The following is a 17,417-nucleotide window of genomic DNA, read 5'->3' as shown; positions in this document are numbered from 1 at the left end:
TTATTGGTTTACTGTAGAATATCAAGAAAACCAACAAAACAAAGTATTTAAAGCACATTTTTCATTAAAAAGATAATTCTCGATGGATTTTAAAAAAAGTTACCTACTATTTATTGTGTTTATTTTAGCACAGCTGTCTAATGCCCAAGAAGGAATAGCCGTTTATTCAGATTACTTATCAGATAACTATTATTTAATACACCCTTCAATGGCCGGAGCGGCTAATTGTGGAAAGATTCGTTTAACTGGTCGCCAACAATGGTTTGGACAAGAAGATGCGCCCTCTCTTCAAACATTAAGTTTTAATACTTCTGTAGATGAAGATGGAAAATCTGGTATTGGTGCTATAATTTTTAATGATAAAAATGGATATCATTCTCAAAGAGGAGCTAAGTTAACTTATGCTCATCATTTACGGTTTTCAAGAGGAACTACCGATTTAAATCAGTTGTCATTTGGATTGAGCGCTGCTTTTATTCAAAGTCAGTTAGATGAAACCAGTTTTACAAACCAGGCTTTTGATCCATTTATATTTGGTGGAGTTTATCAAAAAGATTCTTATTTTAATGTAGATTTAGGAGCTTCATATCATTTCTTAGATTTTTTTACTCATGTAACAGTTAAAAACTTTTTAGCAAATAGAAGAGAAATATATACAGAAGGGATTGAATCAGATAATTTAAGAAAGTTTTTATGGAGTGCAGGTGCAGTATTTGGAGATGAAGATAGATTGCTTTGGGAGCCTTCTTTTATGTTTCAATACACACAAGAAACTACCGAAAAAGCAATCGATTTGAACTTGAAAGTTTATAAAGGAATGGATTTTGGAAGAGTATGGGGAGGACTTTCTTATAGAAGAAGTTTTGACGGAGCTGAATATTTAGACGGGAATGCAATTGGAGAACAAAAATTGCAATATATAACACCAATTTTAGGAGTAAATTATAAGCAATTTATGTTCGCTTATACTTATTCTCATATTATTGGAGATATTAAGTTTGATAATGGAGGTTTTCACCAAATTACTTTAGGTATAGATATTTTCTGTAAAGCTAAAGAATGGAGCTGTAATTGTCCAGCTGTTAATTAATACAAGAAACGTAAATACAATATTTGTCCCGATTTTTTCGGGACATTTTTATATAAACTAATTATGATTATTAAAGAAGTTAGAGGGAAATTTCCTCAAATACCAGAAGATTGTTATGTAGCAGAAAATGCAACTATTGTAGGAGAGGTAACATTTGGTAAAAAGTGTAGTGTATGGTTTAATGCGGTTATAAGAGGAGACGTAAACAGCATTGAAATAGGCGATAAAGTAAATATACAAGATGGTGCAGTAATTCATTGTACTTATTTAAAGCATCCAACGAAGATAGGGAATAATGTTTCTATTGGACATAATGCCATTGTGCACGGATGTGAAATTAAAGATAATGTTCTAATTGGTATGGGGGCAATTATAATGGATAATTGCGTTGTAAATAGCAATTCTATTATTGGTGCTGGTTCTGTAGTTACTCAAAATACAGTCGTTGAATCTGGAGCGATATATGCGGGTATTCCTGCGAAAAAGGTAAAAGATATTAATGCGAGTAATTTTGCTGGCGAAATAGAACGTATATCTAATAATTATGTAATGTATTCTAGTTGGTTTAAAGAGGAAGAATAAAAATTTAGAAGTCTTTCTCAAAAACAGCTAAATTATGGTCTAAAATAGCTTCTAAAACATGAGGGTTGGCATTGGTGTAAAACTTTTGCCAACTTTTTTCTTTAGACGTATTATTGATTTTTAAATCTTCAAGGATTTTTTTTGTTTGCTTCGCTACGGCTTCACCTGAATCAATAATTTTAATGTTTTCAGGTATAATCTTTTTTATTTGAGGAATTAAATAAGGGTAATGACTACATCCTAATACGAGATAATCAATATTTTGATCTATCATGGGCTTGAGATAGCTTTCTAATAATTCTTGCATTTCAGCGGAATTAATATCTCCATTCTCTATGAGTTGAACTAAACCATGACCAATTTGTTCCACGATTTTAACATTACTATATAATGCTGTTTTTTCGTGAAATAAATCACTATTTAAAGTTCCTTTAGTTGCAAGAATACCTATTGTTTGGGTTTTTGATTGATTCGCTGCAGGTTTTATAGCTGGTTCAATGCCAATAAAAGGGACGTTGTATTTTTTACGTAATTCTTTAATAGCGTTTGTGGTAGCAGTGTTACAAGCAACAACAATAATTTTTGCATTTTTATTTAAAAGATATTCGGTGTTCTTAAAAGATAGCTCAATTATTTCTTCTTTAGATTTTAGACCATATGGCGCATTTTTACTATCTGCTAAATAAATAGTATTTTCATTTGGAAGCAAAGAATGAATTTCTTTCCATATGGAAGTTCCTCCAATGCCTGAATCAAAAAGTCCTATTGGGTGTGTGTTACTCATAAAACAAATGTAAAAAAAAACTGTTCAAATTAGTCAAAATTTGAACAGTTAAAATCTTTTTGTTTTAAATATTATTCTCGAAATATTAGAAACCTAATTCTTTTTTAACATCAGCAAGAATGTTTGGACCGTTAGCAACTAATAACCCGCTTCCTTCTGTTGCATCTAATACATAATCATAACCTTTTGCAGTTGCCACTTTTTTGATAGCAGTTTGTGCTTTTTCCATAATTGGTTTTAATAGATCAAGCTCTTTTTGTTGTAATTGTTTGCTAGCGCTTTGTTGAAATTCTTGGATACGTTGTCCCATTCCTTGCATTTCTTTAGAACGTGTTTCATTTAAAGCTTCACCAGCTGTAGGAGCTTCTTGCTCATATTTTTGCAATTTAGTTTGATACTCCTGTACCATACCTTTATATTCTTTGTCGTAAGTATCTTGAATGGTTTTTAATTGCGATTGAGCAGCTTTCATTTCTGGCATATTCGTCATTAATTCTTTAACGTCAATATGAGCCATTTTCGATTGCGCAGATACTTGAGCCGTAATAAAAAGTACTATTGCAATAGCTAAAGTTTTTACTTGTTTCATTTTTCTATTTTAAATTAATTTTAGGTTATTATTTATCATCTTCACTAGATTCTTTTTCAATTTCTGTGCCATTTTTTTCAGCTTCTAATTTTTTTCTTTTTTCAATAGCTGCTTTTTTTCTTTCTTCTATGATTTTTTCTCTAGCTGCTTTTCTTTCTTCCATTAGTTTATCTCTAGCTGCTTTTTTCTCATCGAGTATTTTCTGTCTTTCAGCTAAAGCAGGGTTTTCATCTTGAAGATCTTCTTTTGCTTCTTTAGCCTCTTGCGCTTTCTGTTCTTTTTTTGATAATTGCTCTCTTTTTTCTGAACGCATAATTGCACGAACTACTAAGTCACTAATATCATGTCTTTTGTCTGCAAAAAGAATGGTTAAGTCTGATGATTTATCTAAAATGAAATCATATCTTTTTTGTTCTGCTATATCTTGTATTGCAGTAAATACTTGATCTTGAATAGGTTTAACTAATAATGATTTTTGAATAATTAAATCACCTCTTGCTCCAAAACGTTTTTCTTGATAATCAAAAAGTTCTTTTTCTTTAAGATTGATTTCTTCTTCTCTCTCTTCAATTAATTCTTTTGTTAAAAGTACACGCTCAGTTGCTAAGCTTTCTTTTAACTTATTAATTTCATTTTTCTTAAGTTCAATATCTTCTTTCCATCTTGAGGCTTTCTGTTCTAATTGTGCTTTTGCTTCAGCGTAATCGGGTGCCTTTTCTAAGATATATTCCATGTCTATATATCCAATCCTTACACTTGCAGATTGTGAAAAACCAGTTATAAAAATGAATAATGATGTTATTAATAAAATTTTTTTCATTTGTTGTTTATTTTTAGTTCTTAATTTTCAGGTAAAACACTTGAAAAACCGTCCGAAAGATAAGAAATGTTTTTATAAGTTATGGTTTCACTCTTCAATTTTAAACTAAACGTAAAAAATACTAAAATTGTTGTCCAATAATGAAATGAGTTTGCCATCCACTTTTTACAGTCTGACCAGGAATAGGGTCAAATCCATGAGCAAAATCGATACCTAGTAAACCAAAAGCAGGCATGAATACTCTTAAACCAAATCCAGCTGAACGTTGCATACTGAATGGATTGTAGTCTTTGAAATCATTAAATGCTGCACCAGCTTCTAAAAATGTTAAACCATAAATACTTGCGGCTTGCTTTAAGGTAATTGGGTATCTTAATTCTAATGAAAACTTATTGTAGATAGTAGCACCAACTTGTGCGTTTGTTGCTGGATCTACTGGAGATAATGAATTGTTTGGATATCCTCTTAATTGAATTACTTCTCTTCCATCTAAAGAGAAATTGGCTAATCCATCTCCACCTAAATAAAAACGTTCAAATGGTACTAATCCACGATCTTGGTTGTATGCTCCCATAAAACCAAATTCTCCTAAAGAACGCAATACTAATTTGTCATACAATCTAGTGTACCAATCTGCTTTAAATTTTATCTTATAATATTCTAACCAATTGAATCTTTTTTGGTCATATTTACCTTGGTCTAAATCTGCATTGGAAGCTGTGGCTTTAATATATCCTCCATATATTGATGAATAGCGAACATAGTCTCCTTCACTTACGGTTTCTCCAGTATCTGTATTGGTTACTGCCTGAATCCCACTAGTAGAAGTATATCTCAATTTATATTCTTCTGAATTCTTTAAACCAGCATAGTCAATTCCATTGAATAATGAATACGGAGGTGTAAATTTACCTGTTACACTAAATTCAGAACCATATGTTGGATAAATTGGATTTAATCCTTTACTATTTCTACTTAAGCCTATGGTATAAGTTATGTTTCTTGAAGCTCCATTACCGAAAGTAAATAATCCAGTATTATAATTATTTAAATCGTAGTATTGGAACGAAACACTTTGTGATAATACAAAGAAATCATCAGGAACGGTTAATTGTTTTGCCATACCGACAGATAACGATGTAATGTTAAAACTTTGATCTCTAGTAACGTCTCTAGTGCTATAATTATATAAAAATTGTTTACTGTGAGAAATTGATGTTGAGAAGCTTACTGGTTTTTTTCCACCAAACCATGGCTCTGAGAAAGATAAGCTATATGTTTGGAAATAAGAACTTCCTTGTAAACGTAAAGACATTTTCTGTCCATCACCCATTGGTAAAGGTTTGTAAGCATCTTTTTTAAATATATTTCTTGCCGAAAAATTATTGAAAGATAAACCTAGTGTACCAATGAAACCACCACCACCATAACCACCTTGTAATTCAATTTGGCTTGCTCCTTTTTCTACAACATTATATTCTATGTCAACAGTTCCTGCTTGAGCATCAACATTTTTGAAATCGGGACGAATAGATTCTGGGTCGAAGAAACCAAGCTGACCTATTTCTCTTACTGAACGTACTACATCTTCTTTGCTGTATTTGTTTCCAGGTTTAGTTCTTAATTCTCTATAAATTACATGGTCGTTAGTCTTGTCGTTTCCAACAACTGAAATTTTATTAAAATAAGCTAAAGGTCCTTCGGTAATTCTTATTTCAAAATCTATAGTGTCATTGTATGTTTTTACTTCTACTGGGTTAATACTAGAAAATAAATAACCACTATTTTGATATAAGTTAGTTAAGTCATCTGCGTCTGGTTTTGTATTATCAGCTATTCTTTTTTGTAATAATACGCCATTATATACTTCTCCTTTTTTGATTCCTAAAATTCTGGCTAACTGTTGGTCAGTGTATACGGTGTTTCCTAAGTATCTGATGTTTCCGAAATAATACTTTCTACCTTCTTCTAGGTTTACTTTAATGTCAATTAGGTTTTTCTTTTTGTCGTAAGTAACAGAATCAGAAAGCACCCTTGCATCTCTAAAACCTCGTTCTTTGTATTTGTCAATAAGAGTAACTAAATCTTCTTTGTATTTTTCTTTAATATATTTTGAAGCTTTAAATATTCGGATTGGATTTTTTTGTTTGGTGTTTTTAAATGCTTTTCTCAGTTTTGCGTCAGATAATTGAGTATTGCCTTCAAAATCAATACTTTTAACTTTAACTTTATCTCCTTTGTCGATATTAACAAGCATTTTTACTTCTGTTTCTGTAGAATCAGGAGTAGTAGAAATAAATACTTTGGTGTTGTAAAAACCATCTTTTTTGTATTTATTTTCTATGTAGTTTTTAGTGGTTGTTATTAAATTTTCATTAACAACTTTACCTTTTTTAAGGTCAATTTCTTTTATTAAATCTTCTGCTTTTCCTTTCTTAATACCTTGGATTTTTACATCTGAAAGCTTTGGAGATTCAATTAAATTAAGTTCTAAAAAGATGCTATCTCCTTTAATTTCATTTACATAAAAATTTACGTCGCTAAACAATCCTAATTTCCATAATTTTTTGATTGCAGCACTAATATCTTCTCCAGGTACAAGTATTTTTTGGCCTTTTTCAAGTCCAGAAAATGTAACCACAGTTTGTTCACTGTATTTACTTTTTCCAGTTACTTCAACTCCTCCTAATATGTATTCTTTACCGTTTTCTAATTTTGTTTCCTGAGCAACTAATTTAGTACTATTACCTATAATTACTATGGTAAAAAGCAATTGTAAACCTTTTTTTAACATTTTTTTCTTATGAAATTTGTTCACTTGTTTTTCCAAACCTTCTTTCTCTACTTTGATAACTTATTATTGCGTTATACAAATCTTCTTCACCGAAATCTGGCCATAATATATCTGTGAAATAAAATTCTGCATATGCAATCTGCCAAAGTAAGAAATTACTTATTCTGTGTTCACCACTGGTGCGAATTACTAAATCTACATCTGGCAAATTATGCGTGTAAAGATGCTCATTAATAATTGATTCGTCAATAGTGTTAGTGGAAATTATATTATTTTTAACTTTATCTGAAATTTTTTTAACAGCTTGTATAAGTTCTTCTCTCGCACCATAACTGAGTGCTAAAGTTAACGTCATTCTAGTGTTTTCAGAAGTTTTTTGAATGACTTCATTTAATTCTTTTTGAACTTTTGAGGGTAAATTTGTTAAATTTCCTATGGCGTTCAAACGGATATTATTTTCTGTTAAAGTCTTTAATTCTTTCTTTAAAGAGGAAATTAAAAGCTTCATTAAAGTGTCTACTTCTAGTTTTGGTCTGTTCCAATTTTCAGTAGAAAAAGCATATAAGGTTAAATTTTTGATTCCTAATTTTGCACAGCTTTCTACTGTTTTTTTAACTGATTTAGTTCCGCTTTCATGTCCTAGTGTTCTTAATAGACCCTTTTGTTTTGCCCATCTACCATTGCCATCCATAATAATGGCTAAGTGTTCAGGTAATTTAGTGGTGTCTATTTTTTCTCTTATACTCATAATTAATTAGCGCAAAAACAAGGATTTTGTCCAAATGTGTAAGTTAATGTTATTCCAGAAAATACATACCAATCGTTACTGTTTAGATTTCCAAAACGAAGAGATTCAAAATTGTTATTTTTTGGATTACTACCATCTAAATTATCGGTAAAGGTGTATCTAAAACCTACTTCAGCACCTAAAACAAAATTTCTATATAGTCTGGTTTTAATTCCCACAATCATGGGTATTGCAAATTGACTATGTCTGTAATCTAATTCTTCAGTTTTATCTAGAATGTAATTTTCATTATATATAAAATAGCTTAATCCACTAGATACATATGGAGTAAAGGCTTTTTCTGAATCATGTAAATTGAATTCGAAAAAATTAAACTCCAAACCTAAAGTAAAATCGTGTATGCTATTTTTAAAACTTTTATCTCTTAAATATCTGCTAGGAACATCACTATCTCTATCAGCAGCAGCTATTTTTGAATAGGTATATGATAAACGATAAGAGTGTCTTGTACTTCGATTCCATTTGTAAATAAAACCAAAAGCAAGTTTATTAGGTGAAATATAATCAGTAGGACCAACATCACCGATGTAGTTTGAGCCTCCTAAAAAAACACCTAGTTCATTTATTTGAGCCGTTATAGCAGTGGTACTCAATAACAAGAATATGTAAACAAAAAACTTTCTCATTTTTAAAAATAGTTTGCAAATATAATAATATAGATTTCTTTACCGCATTTAATTAGAAATTTTATTCCTAATTTATCAGTAATGTATAAACGCAAAAAAAAAGTAAAAGTTATGTTTGAGGTATTAATTTCTTCTGTCTTCTCCCCAAAGTAGTTTTTTTCTTATGGTTTTTAAAAATCCTTCTTCGTTAAAAGCAACCATATTTATCTCGAATGGGGTCTTGACAATTTTTAATAATGTTTCGTTTGTTACCGATGTTATTCTAGAATCTAATGAAACTAAATATTGCTCTTCTCTACCAGAAACTTTTAAAGTAATTTCTGTATCATCTGGAATTACAAGGGGTCTTGCATTTAGATTATGGGGAGCGATAGGGGTTATTACTAAGCTGTTTACATTTGGAATTAATACAGGCCCACCGCAACTTAATGAGTACCCTGTGGAACCTGTTGGCGTAGCAATTATTAATCCGTCTGCCCAATAGGATGTTAGGTATTCTCCATTTAAATAGGTCTCAATGGTTATCATTGAAGTAGTGTCTTTTCTGGAAACAGTTACTTCATTTAAAGCAAAATTCAAGTCGACTAAATCTGGGTTTTTAGGAGTGCAAGATAAACTCAATAAGCTTCTTTTTGATAAAGTATATTCTTTGGCTAAAATTTTATAAATAAAAGGCTCAATATTTTTGATTTGTACTGTAGCTAAAAAACCTAATCTTCCAGCATTTATACCTACAATCGGTATCTGTTTGTCTCTAACATAAGTTACCGCTCTTAAAATTGTACCATCTCCACCAATGCTTATTAGAATATCAATGTCTTTTTCTAGCTCTTCATGAGAAGAATAAGTGCTGCATTTTTCTTTTAAAGGAGTTTTGATATCACCGTGAAATTTTTTTTCAATTATAACAGTAACTTGGTTGTCTAATAAAGTGTGTACTACTTTTTCTACAATTTCTTCTGTGTCTGATTGATAATACTGACCGAATATTGCAATTTTCATATGCAGTTTAAATTGGTTTAATAGAAAAAAACTAAATATTTAGATATTTGTCTAAATAATCGGAACGGTCTTTTAAATTTTTCAAATAAGAATCTTCTTGATGTTCAGAAATGATTTCGTATTCATATCTTCTAAAAGTTTGTATAATTTCGTTTAACGAACTTTGACTTATTTTTAAAGTAAGTTCAACAAAATTAGTTTCTGTTTTTGAAATAAAAAGACCTAATAATTTAGCATTGTTACTTTCTACTATTTGAGCTACCTGACTCATAGAGAATCCAGATATTTCTTTTCTAATCACTAAAATGCCACCTTCTTCTCTTAAAAAAGGAGTTTCATGAAAGAATTTTATAACATCATCTAATTCATAATAACCTATATATTTGTTTTGAGAATTTAAAACAGGAACTATATTAGATTCGTTTTTAGCAAATTCTTCTAAAACATCTAACCATGTCATTTCTGAACGAACATAAAAACGATCAAATTCATAACGGCATTCCCCAATCGTTTTATGGCTCGGGTAAATATCTGCATCTTCTTTAGAAATACAACCTATATATACATTTTCTTCGGTTACAGGGAAATGAGTATAGTTGTAATCTGCAAATAGGTCTTGTGCTTCGGCAATACTTTCTTTGCTTTTAAGAGGCTTAATTTCTACATTTAAAAAATCAGTCAATGAGTTATTCATTCTAAACATTATAATTTTACTGCAAATTAATCAAAAATTGATTATTAAAGCTATTTATACTTTGTATTTTTGTAAAGTTAATAAAAAAGAATATGACAAAGTTATCAGTAAATATTAATAAAATAGCAACGTTAAGAAATTCAAGAGGAGGAAATGTTCCCAATTTAATTAAAGTTGCCAAAGATTTACAACAATTTGGAGCTCAAGGTATCACAATTCATCCACGTCCAGATGAGAGACATATTAAATATCAGGATGCCTTAGATTTAAAACCAATTGTTTACACGGAATATAATATTGAAGGAAATCCAATTAAAAAATTTATGGATTTAGTATTGGAAATTAAGCCAACACAAGTAACATTAGTGCCCGATGCAGATGATGCGATTACTTCAAATGCAGGTTGGGATACCATAAAACATAAAGATTTTTTAATTGATATTATTGCCGAATGTAAAAGACATGATATACGAACATCCATTTTTGTAGATCCAGTAATACAAATGGTTGAAGGGGCGAAAGAAACGGGGACCGATAGAATAGAATTATATACTGAAGAATTTGCAAAACAATACGAATTAGGTAATGAGAAAGGAATTCAGTCTTATATAACTGCTGCCATAAAAGCAAATGAATTAGGTTTAGGTATTAATGCGGGTCATGATTTAAGTTTAGAAAATATAAAGTTTTTTAAAGAAAATATTCCTAACTTGTTGGAAGTTTCTATAGGGCATGCGTTGATTTCCGAATCTATCTACTTAGGAATAGAGAATGTAGTAAATATGTATCTTCAAAAATTAAAATAATGATTTTTTCAAAAATAGAAGGTCAGGGAAAACCTTTTCTAATTGTTCATGGGTTTTTAGGAATGTCTGATAATTGGAAAACATTAGGCGCTCAGTTTGCTGAAAATGGATATGAAGTCCATTTACTCGATATGAGAAACCATGGCAGAAGTTTTCATACAGATGCATTTAATTATAATTTAATGGTGAATGATGTTCAGGAATACTGTAAATTTAAAAATTTAGAGGAAATTGTATTATTAGGACATTCTATGGGTGGGAAAATCGCCATGCAATTTGCATGTCAATTTCCTAATTTGGTTTCAAAACTAATAATAGCCGATATTGGACCTAAGTTTTATGCGCCTCATCATCAAAGTATTCTCGAAGGATTAAATGCTGTTGACTTTTCTTTAAAACCTAGCCGAAGTGATGTGGATGCTATTTTATTAAAACACATTACTGATTTTGGAACAAGACAGTTTTTGTTAAAAAATTTACATTGGGTAGAACAAGGTCAGTTAGGTTTTCGTTTTAATTTGAAGAGTTTGACTAAAAATATAGAAGAAATAGGAAAAGAATTACCAGCAGGTTTAACATTTGAAAAAGAAACACTTTTTTTAAGAGGGGCTCAATCTAATTATATAGAAGATCAAGATTTTGAAACCATAAATATTTTGTTTCCTAAAAATGAAATTGTTACTATTTCCAATGCAGGACACTGGTTACATGCCGAAAATCCTAAAGATTTTTATAATGCAGTAATGAATTTTTTACAATAGAAAGTAAATTTATTATGAATGCATAATATTTTAAGGTAAAAAATTGTAAATTCCATATTTTATTATAATTTTGGTATATAGATATTAATAAATTCAAGAAAAACTAACACATTTTAACATTATGAGAAAATTACTTTCTTTAACATTAATGGCTTTAGCAAGCTCTACTGCTTTTGCAGGTGGTTATAGGGTGAGTATTCAAGGTCAGAAACAATTGGCTATGGGACATACAGGTGTTGCTGTAGTAAATAGTGCTGAGACAGCTTTTTTTAATCCAGCGGGGATGGCTTTCTTAGATAAAAAATTTAATTTATCTGTTGGGGCTAGTGGATTATTTGCAAAAGTAAGATTTCAAGAAAACACGTTTAATACTACTGCTTCTTCGGATAATTTTGGTACTCCTTTTAATGCTTATGCAACTTATAAGTTAACAGATTGGTTAACGGCAGGTTTAGCGGTATATACTCCTTATGGAAGTGCTGTGGATTGGGATCAAAACTGGCAAGGTGCTTATTTAGTTAATAATATAGACTTAAAAGCCATTTTTGTGCAACCAACAGTTTCGATTAGAGTAGGAGAGCATTTTAGTGTGGGTGGTGGACCAATTTATGCTACAGGTTCGGTTACTTTTAATAGAAATTTATACGCTTCTAATACTACTTTTCAGGTTAATGGAGATCCAACAGACTTAACAATTGAAGCGAAAGGTATCTCTGCTTGGGGATATAATATTGGGATGATGTTCAATCCAACAGATAAAATTCGATTAGGATTAAATTACCGTTCAGAAATAATGATGGAAGCTAGAGGTGGTGATGCAACATTCAACGATGTTCCAGCATTTGCTCAAACTACATTAACAAATACAACTTTTGATGCAGATTTACCATTACCAGCAGAAGTTACTGCAGGGTTTTCTATTCAAGTAACAGATAAATGGTTGTTTGCATTCGATTTTAATCATACTATGTGGAGTGCTTATAAGAGTTTAGATGTAAGTTTTAATAATGGTTTGCCAACGTCGGTAAACCCAAGAAATTATAAAGATGCTTCAACGTATCGTTTTGGTACTCAGTATAAAGCAAATGATAAGTTTACTTTTAGAGCTGGATATTATTTTGATGAAAGTCCAGTACAAGATGGATATTTTGCACCTGAAACACCACGTAATGATTCCAATGCATTTACAGGAGGTTTAACCTATCAAATTAATGACAAATTTGGAATTGATGCATCATTCTTATACATTCATTTTGATGAAATTGATAATTCTTACGATCACAATCCAAATGGACAATTCAAAGGAACGTATAAATCAGTTGTGTTCTCTCCAGGTGTTGGTATAACTTACGGTTTTTAATAAAAAAATATAGAAAATGAAAAATAAATTTATATACTTAGCTGTTTTAGCTGCTGGTTTTGCTTCTTGTGAACCAGAATTCGATAATCCAGTATCAACAGATGATTATTCTGCTGGAGAAGCTGATTTTTCTACTTATGTAGCGATTGGAAATTCATTAACTGCGGGTTATATGGATGGAACTGTTTATAAATCTGGTCAAGCAAACTCTTTTCCTAATTTGTTAGCGAAACAATTCTCTGTTGTTGGAGGAGGAGCGTTTACACAACCTTCTTATGATGATGATATAAACAATTATGGAGGATTAACATTAGGAGGAGTTCCAATTGCTTCAACAAGATTAGTAATTGATGCGGCTGAAGGGAGACCAGAAAATATAACTGGAAATTCAAGTATTGAAGTGTCAAATTTACAAGCTACTGCCTATAATAATATGGGAATACCAGGGGCAAAATCTTTTCATTTAGGGGTTGCTGGTTATGGAAATCTTGCTGGTGTTGCTTTAGGTCAGGCTAATCCTTACTTTGTACGTCATGCTACTTCTCCAACGGCTACTGTTTTAGGTGATGCGATGTCGAAAAATCCAACTTTCTTTACGAACTGGATTGGTAATAATGATGTTTTGTCTTATTCAACTAATGGAGGAGCTGCTTCTTCAACTAATGTTTATGATAACACTCCTGCTGCTGATCATAATAATACAAGTAATTTAGATCCGACTACTTATGGGGGGAACGATATTACAAATTCAAATGTATTTGAGAGTGTATATAGTACTTTAATAAATACACTTACATCTGGAGGAGCAAAAGGAGTTGTGGCTACTATTCCAAATGTAACTTCAATTCCTTATTTTACAACTGTTCCTTATGCTCCTTTAACAGCACAAGGTCTTGGAAAAGCTTTAACGCCTCCAGGATCAGATGTAGCCACTCAAATTGCTGCAGGCACAACAGCAATGGCACAATTAAATGCTCAATTGTATGCTTTGTTAGATGGTGTATTTACTGCTGGTGGCGAGCCTGATAGAGTAAATGTTTTGGATCCTAATACAGCGAATCCAGTTTTAATTTATGATGTTGATGCTGCTGATAGATCGGCTCAGATTTCTGGTTATTTACAATCAGTATTAAGTTATCCTGCTGCTACAGCTAATGCTTTTGGTGCTATATTTGGTAAAGCAAGACAGACTACTTCTGAGGATTTAATCGTACTTCCTGCTTCATCTTTTATAGGGTCAACTAATGTTAATGCGCCAGTTGACATTAATAAAAATGGTATTTCTTATCCATTAGGAAATAGATGGGTTTTATCTCCACAAGAACAAGCTAAAGTTAAAGCAGCAACCGATGCTTATAATTCAACAATAAAAGCAATAGCACTAGATAAAGATTTAGCTGTAGCTGATATGAACGCTATTTTAAATCAGTTGGTTAGTGGTTTAAGAGCAGATAACGGTACAATTTACACGGCAAATTATTTTGGTAGTGGTACAACAGAATTTAAAGTGTTATTCTCTTTAGATGGTGTACATCCAAATGCAAGAGGTTATTCTGTAATAGCAAATGAAATTATTAAAGTAATTAATTCCCATTACAAGTCTAAATTGCCATTACTAAACCCTAATAATTACCCTGGAATTCATATTGTTCCAATGAATTAAAATATAATGTAGTTAAGGAAAATACCCGCTCACATGCACTAAATTTTTTCTTAATGTTTTTTTTTAAAAGAGCTTGATTATAAAATAATCAAGCTCTTTTTTATTAAGAAATAAGAACTATTTTTGCACATCTTTAAACAAATGTCAAATTATGAAACTAGCTATTACTTTTTGGCTGCTATTTACTTCTTATTTAGGATTTAGTCAAAACTATGAGAACACAATCTCTTTTAGTTATGACAATGCTGGAAATCAAGTGAGAAGGGAGTTGAGTTTTTTTATTCCAAGACCTATTGGAGAAGAAGAGCCCTCATTTAAAAATAGTTCTGAAATTAAATAGGATGAATTATTAAAATTTTTTCCTGAGGATATCATTTCTTATTATCCAAACCCTGTTGAAGAAGAACTATTTCTAAAATGGGAATTGATTGACAACAATCAAGTAAAAAAAATTGAAGTTTATTCTTTTTCTGGACAACTGATGAAAGTAATCTCTACTTTAGAAAAGCAGACTACTACTACTATTTCATTTCAAGAATATCCATCAGGAACCTATACTGTTTTACTATTATATTCTAACGGAGAATCACAATCAATTACTATTATCAAACCATAATTTATGAGGAAGTTTTTACTATTTGCTCTTTTACTTATTAGTATAGGTTCTTATTCACAGACGAATAATTATCAAGATACACAAGGGAAATTTGAGGTTTCAGAAAATGGTCAAGCCATTTATACCTTACCCATTGCATTGCCTCCCAGTATAGGAGATGTTGGACCTACAATTAATTTAATCTATGCCAGCGGGCAGTTGGGCGGAATTGCAGGACAAGGATGGAGTATCAATTCTATTTCAGCTATTAGTAGAATTTCAACCCGAAAAGATCTAGATGGGTATGTTGACGGAGTGGATTTTGATGCCAATGATAAGTTAGCCTTAGACGGACAAAGATTGCAATTGGTTTCTGGAAATTATTGGGAAGACGGTTCTGTATACAAAACAGAGATATTATCCAATTCAAAAATAGAATTGTTTGGTTCAGGAACATCCATTTATTTTATTGTTACAAATCCCGACGGTTCTCGTTCCTGGTATGGAAACTATGGAGGTATGTATGCCGTAGATTTAACTGCTTTTTACATTGTTCGTTTCGAAGATGTAAATGGAAATTTTATCACCTATCATTATAGCAAACCATTTAATAAAGGGTTGTGTATAAGTGAAATAAAGTTTAGTGCCAATGTAAATGGTTTACAAACACCATTAAATAGTCTACAATTTAACTATAAATTAGCAAAGAGAGCTGAATATGCTTACATTAAAGGGGTTAAACATGAAAAAGCAGAATTATTAGATAATATCCAAGTTAAAACGAATAATGAGTTATTTAGAAAATATCAACTAACACACATTGTTGATCCACAACTTGGATATGAACGAGTTTCACAGATTCAAGAGTTTAATGGAGCATTAGAGCCTGCTAACCCAGTGATTTTCGAATACGATACGACAACAACTCTGATTAATGGTTCAGAGTATTTAACAAATTATAGTAATAATTTGAATTTTAGTGATATAATACTCTCTGGAGATTTTGATGAAGATGGTAATTTAGACTTTGTTACTGAAAATAAACTTTATAAAAAGTTATTTCAAAACTCAACAGGGACAACAATTAATTTGCCTTTTACAATTAATAAAGATAATAGTTTTGTAGCTACTACATTATCGGATAATAAATTAAATCAATTTCAATCAATTGTAAAGCATGAGGGTACATCTTTTAAAATTTATAATCTTGTAAATAGTAGTATTCAATTATCATATGAAAAGCCATTTAATTTTCCTTTTCATATGAATTGTTTTTATCCAGCTATGCCTCCATGCGATAATATAAAGAATAAATTTTTAGAAGGTGATTTTAATGGAGATGGAGTTTCTGAAGTTATAATGTATTCTGTATGTGAAAGAGAGGATGAAATTACGATAATGAATTCTGTAGAATGTGATTTTTTTTATTGGATTGATTTAAATCCTAATATTTCTAGTGAAGTTGCCAATTTGTTTACAAGTGAAAATGCTCCTGGAGCAGTTATTTTGAATAATTCAGATTGGTTAAGAGGTATAAGGTATGTTTCTGACTTTAACGGAGATGGTAAATCGGAAATATTTGTTGTGAATAGATATAGTAATGACTATAAAATAATTGGTTTTAAACAGTTAGCTCAAAATCCTTGGGTAGAATTAGAAATTTTAGGAGAAGGGAATTTGGATGAATATTCATTTACGAAACAACTTCTGTTAGGAGATTATAATGGTGACGGGAAAACAGATATTATGCTCCCTGATACGGAAGGAGGTCCAAATCAATCGCTTTGGCATATATATTATAGTAATCCTAAGCCAACTGGAGGTTCTTTTTTTGAAAAAGAATCACATAATATTGTAGAATATTGGCCAAATACGGGTAGTTATTATGATACACAAGTTCATTTTAGTAAATACTATGCTTTAGATACCAATGGTGATGGTAAATCAGATTTAGTTAGAATTTGGAGAAATTATTATGAACCTAGTTGGACAATTAATGATCACGATACTCAATGGAAAGTTACTACTTATGTTAATAATATTGGGAATACTCAATTAACAAATAAATTTACTTTAGATTATCTTTCTCCATGTTATAATACTGGAATTGGTCAAAACTGTAATCATGATAGTGATTCTCCTGATTTGCCTATACCAATAGTTTCAAACTACAGATTCAAAGGTTTGTCTAAAGAACTTATAATGGTTAGAAATCATTATAATCAAGTTACCTATATTGATTTTAAAAAAGAAGTTACGAAAGACGCTCGAATTACAAAAGTTACTTCTTCCGGAGGAAACCTTGTTAATGAAGTAGAATATGCTACCATGGAATCGAGTAGTTCAAATAATGGTTTAGGCAATTTAAACGAATTTTATTCTTCTTCTAATAGTGTAAATTATCCTTATTTAGAGATTAAACGTTTACCTACAAATTATTTAG

General features: G+C 30.8%; 17 protein-coding genes. 9 read left to right on the top strand and 8 right to left on the bottom strand.

The features are described from left to right. The first annotated feature begins 82 nt into the window (after positions 1 to 82). Both CX675_RS19460 and CX675_RS19455 read left to right on the top strand, forming a co-directional pair. The gene (locus CX675_RS19460) at positions 83 to 1,090 is read left to right on the top strand and encodes a type IX secretion system membrane protein PorP/SprF (RefSeq protein ID WP_130736927.1); all 1,008 of its coding nucleotides are present in this window, start codon (positions 83 to 85) and stop codon (positions 1,088 to 1,090) included. 63 nt (positions 1,091 to 1,153) lie between these two features. Further along, complete coding sequence (locus CX675_RS19455; RefSeq protein ID WP_130736926.1) at positions 1,154 to 1,672, top strand: gamma carbonic anhydrase family protein; 519 nt, start codon at positions 1,154 to 1,156, stop codon at positions 1,670 to 1,672. 4 nt (positions 1,673 to 1,676) lie between these two features. Here the strand turns inward: CX675_RS19455 and murI are convergent, their stop codons facing one another. From murI to CX675_RS19415, 8 genes are all read right to left on the bottom strand, one after another. Beyond that, entirely contained in the window at positions 1,677 to 2,456 is a 780-nt protein-coding gene (gene murI, locus CX675_RS19450; protein WP_130736925.1) for a glutamate racemase, read from the bottom strand. An 85-nt stretch (positions 2,457 to 2,541) separates the two neighbouring features. Further along, positions 2,542 to 3,045 (bottom strand): OmpH family outer membrane protein, encoded by a 504-nt coding sequence (locus CX675_RS19445; RefSeq protein WP_130736924.1) that lies wholly within the window; start codon positions 3,043 to 3,045, stop codon positions 2,542 to 2,544. A gap of 28 nt (positions 3,046 to 3,073) precedes the next feature. Beyond that, positions 3,074 to 3,865 (bottom strand): OmpH family outer membrane protein, encoded by a 792-nt coding sequence (locus CX675_RS19440; RefSeq protein WP_130736923.1) that lies wholly within the window; start codon positions 3,863 to 3,865, stop codon positions 3,074 to 3,076. Positions 3,866 to 3,986: 121 nt separating this feature from the next. Continuing rightward, entirely contained in the window at positions 3,987 to 6,659 is a 2,673-nt protein-coding gene (bamA, locus tag CX675_RS19435) for an outer membrane protein assembly factor BamA (RefSeq protein ID WP_130736922.1), read from the bottom strand. Between the two features lie 7 nt (positions 6,660 to 6,666). After that, on the bottom strand, positions 6,667 to 7,407 hold the full coding sequence (locus CX675_RS19430) for an isoprenyl transferase (RefSeq protein ID WP_130736921.1): 741 nt from the start codon (positions 7,405 to 7,407) through the stop codon (positions 6,667 to 6,669). A 2-nt stretch (positions 7,408 to 7,409) separates the two neighbouring features. Further along, positions 7,410 to 8,093, bottom strand: coding sequence for a DUF6089 family protein (locus CX675_RS19425; protein ID WP_130736920.1), 684 nt, complete (start codon positions 8,091 to 8,093; stop codon positions 7,410 to 7,412). Positions 8,094 to 8,216: 123 nt separating this feature from the next. Further along, positions 8,217 to 9,095: an NAD kinase gene (locus CX675_RS19420; RefSeq protein WP_130736919.1), complete on the bottom strand. Its 879-nt coding sequence runs from the start codon at positions 9,093 to 9,095 to the stop codon at positions 8,217 to 8,219. Positions 9,096 to 9,126: 31 nt separating this feature from the next. Then, the gene (locus tag CX675_RS19415; RefSeq protein WP_130736918.1) at positions 9,127 to 9,789 is read right to left on the bottom strand and encodes a CBS domain-containing protein; all 663 of its coding nucleotides are present in this window, start codon (positions 9,787 to 9,789) and stop codon (positions 9,127 to 9,129) included. A gap of 92 nt (positions 9,790 to 9,881) precedes the next feature. On the opposite strand from CX675_RS19415, the gene CX675_RS19410 reads away from it, so the two are divergent. From CX675_RS19410 to CX675_RS19380, 7 genes are all read left to right on the top strand, one after another. Beyond that, on the top strand, positions 9,882 to 10,595 hold the full coding sequence (locus CX675_RS19410) for a pyridoxine 5'-phosphate synthase (protein ID WP_130736917.1): 714 nt from the start codon (positions 9,882 to 9,884) through the stop codon (positions 10,593 to 10,595). Beyond that, positions 10,595 to 11,356, top strand: coding sequence for an alpha/beta fold hydrolase (locus CX675_RS19405; RefSeq protein WP_130736916.1), 762 nt, complete (start codon positions 10,595 to 10,597; stop codon positions 11,354 to 11,356). The genes CX675_RS19410 and CX675_RS19405 overlap by 1 nt, the downstream gene beginning before the upstream one ends. A gap of 121 nt (positions 11,357 to 11,477) precedes the next feature. Then, on the top strand, positions 11,478 to 12,716 hold the full coding sequence (locus CX675_RS19400; protein ID WP_205728655.1) for an OmpP1/FadL family transporter: 1,239 nt from the start codon (positions 11,478 to 11,480) through the stop codon (positions 12,714 to 12,716). A 16-nt stretch (positions 12,717 to 12,732) separates the two neighbouring features. Continuing rightward, a complete protein-coding gene (locus tag CX675_RS19395; protein WP_130736914.1) occupies positions 12,733 to 14,379 on the top strand; it encodes a G-D-S-L family lipolytic protein in 1,647 nt (548 codons plus the stop codon). Positions 14,380 to 14,530: 151 nt separating this feature from the next. Next, positions 14,531 to 14,719 carry a hypothetical protein gene (locus CX675_RS19390; protein WP_130736913.1) on the top strand — a complete coding sequence of 63 codons (189 nt, stop codon included), beginning with the start codon at positions 14,531 to 14,533 and terminating at the stop codon, positions 14,717 to 14,719. A 30-nt stretch (positions 14,720 to 14,749) separates the two neighbouring features. Next, the gene (locus CX675_RS19385) at positions 14,750 to 14,995 is read left to right on the top strand and encodes a T9SS type A sorting domain-containing protein (RefSeq protein WP_130736912.1); all 246 of its coding nucleotides are present in this window, start codon (positions 14,750 to 14,752) and stop codon (positions 14,993 to 14,995) included. 3 nt (positions 14,996 to 14,998) lie between these two features. Then, positions 14,999 to 17,417: FG-GAP-like repeat-containing protein (locus CX675_RS19380; RefSeq protein ID WP_205728654.1), on the top strand; the 2,419-nt coding region annotated here is incomplete at its 3' end.

The organism is Flavobacterium sp. J27 (assembly GCF_004303025.1).
GTDB lineage: Bacteria > Bacteroidota > Bacteroidia > Flavobacteriales > Flavobacteriaceae > Flavobacterium.
The sequence above is the reverse complement of the archived record's forward strand: the minus strand, read 5'-3'. Positions and strand labels throughout refer to the sequence as shown.

What these genes read in the sequence shown, in the direction of transcription:
- CX675_RS19460 (WP_130736927.1), top strand. Translation starts at nt 83, where the DNA reads ATGGATTTTAAAAAAAGTTACCTACTATTTATTGTGTTTATTTTAGCA.
- CX675_RS19455 (WP_130736926.1), top strand. Translation starts at nt 1,154, where the DNA reads ATGATTATTAAAGAAGTTAGAGGGAAATTTCCTCAAATACCAGAAGAT.
- murI (WP_130736925.1), bottom strand. Translation starts at nt 2,456, where the DNA reads ATGAGTAACACACACCCAATAGGACTTTTTGATTCAGGCATTGGAGGA.
- CX675_RS19445 (WP_130736924.1), bottom strand. Translation starts at nt 3,045, where the DNA reads ATGAAACAAGTAAAAACTTTAGCTATTGCAATAGTACTTTTTATTACG.
- CX675_RS19440 (WP_130736923.1), bottom strand. Translation starts at nt 3,865, where the DNA reads ATGAAAAAAATTTTATTAATAACATCATTATTCATTTTTATAACTGGT.
- bamA (WP_130736922.1), bottom strand. Translation starts at nt 6,659, where the DNA reads ATGTTAAAAAAAGGTTTACAATTGCTTTTTACCATAGTAATTATAGGT.
- CX675_RS19430 (WP_130736921.1), bottom strand. Translation starts at nt 7,407, where the DNA reads ATGAGTATAAGAGAAAAAATAGACACCACTAAATTACCTGAACACTTA.
- CX675_RS19425 (WP_130736920.1), bottom strand. Translation starts at nt 8,093, where the DNA reads ATGAGAAAGTTTTTTGTTTACATATTCTTGTTATTGAGTACCACTGCT.
- CX675_RS19420 (WP_130736919.1), bottom strand. Translation starts at nt 9,095, where the DNA reads ATGAAAATTGCAATATTCGGTCAGTATTATCAATCAGACACAGAAGAA.
- CX675_RS19415 (WP_130736918.1), bottom strand. Translation starts at nt 9,789, where the DNA reads ATGAATAACTCATTGACTGATTTTTTAAATGTAGAAATTAAGCCTCTT.
- CX675_RS19410 (WP_130736917.1), top strand. Translation starts at nt 9,882, where the DNA reads ATGACAAAGTTATCAGTAAATATTAATAAAATAGCAACGTTAAGAAAT.
- CX675_RS19405 (WP_130736916.1), top strand. Translation starts at nt 10,595, where the DNA reads ATGATTTTTTCAAAAATAGAAGGTCAGGGAAAACCTTTTCTAATTGTT.
- CX675_RS19400 (WP_205728655.1), top strand. Translation starts at nt 11,478, where the DNA reads ATGAGAAAATTACTTTCTTTAACATTAATGGCTTTAGCAAGCTCTACT.
- CX675_RS19395 (WP_130736914.1), top strand. Translation starts at nt 12,733, where the DNA reads ATGAAAAATAAATTTATATACTTAGCTGTTTTAGCTGCTGGTTTTGCT.
- CX675_RS19390 (WP_130736913.1), top strand. Translation starts at nt 14,531, where the DNA reads ATGAAACTAGCTATTACTTTTTGGCTGCTATTTACTTCTTATTTAGGA.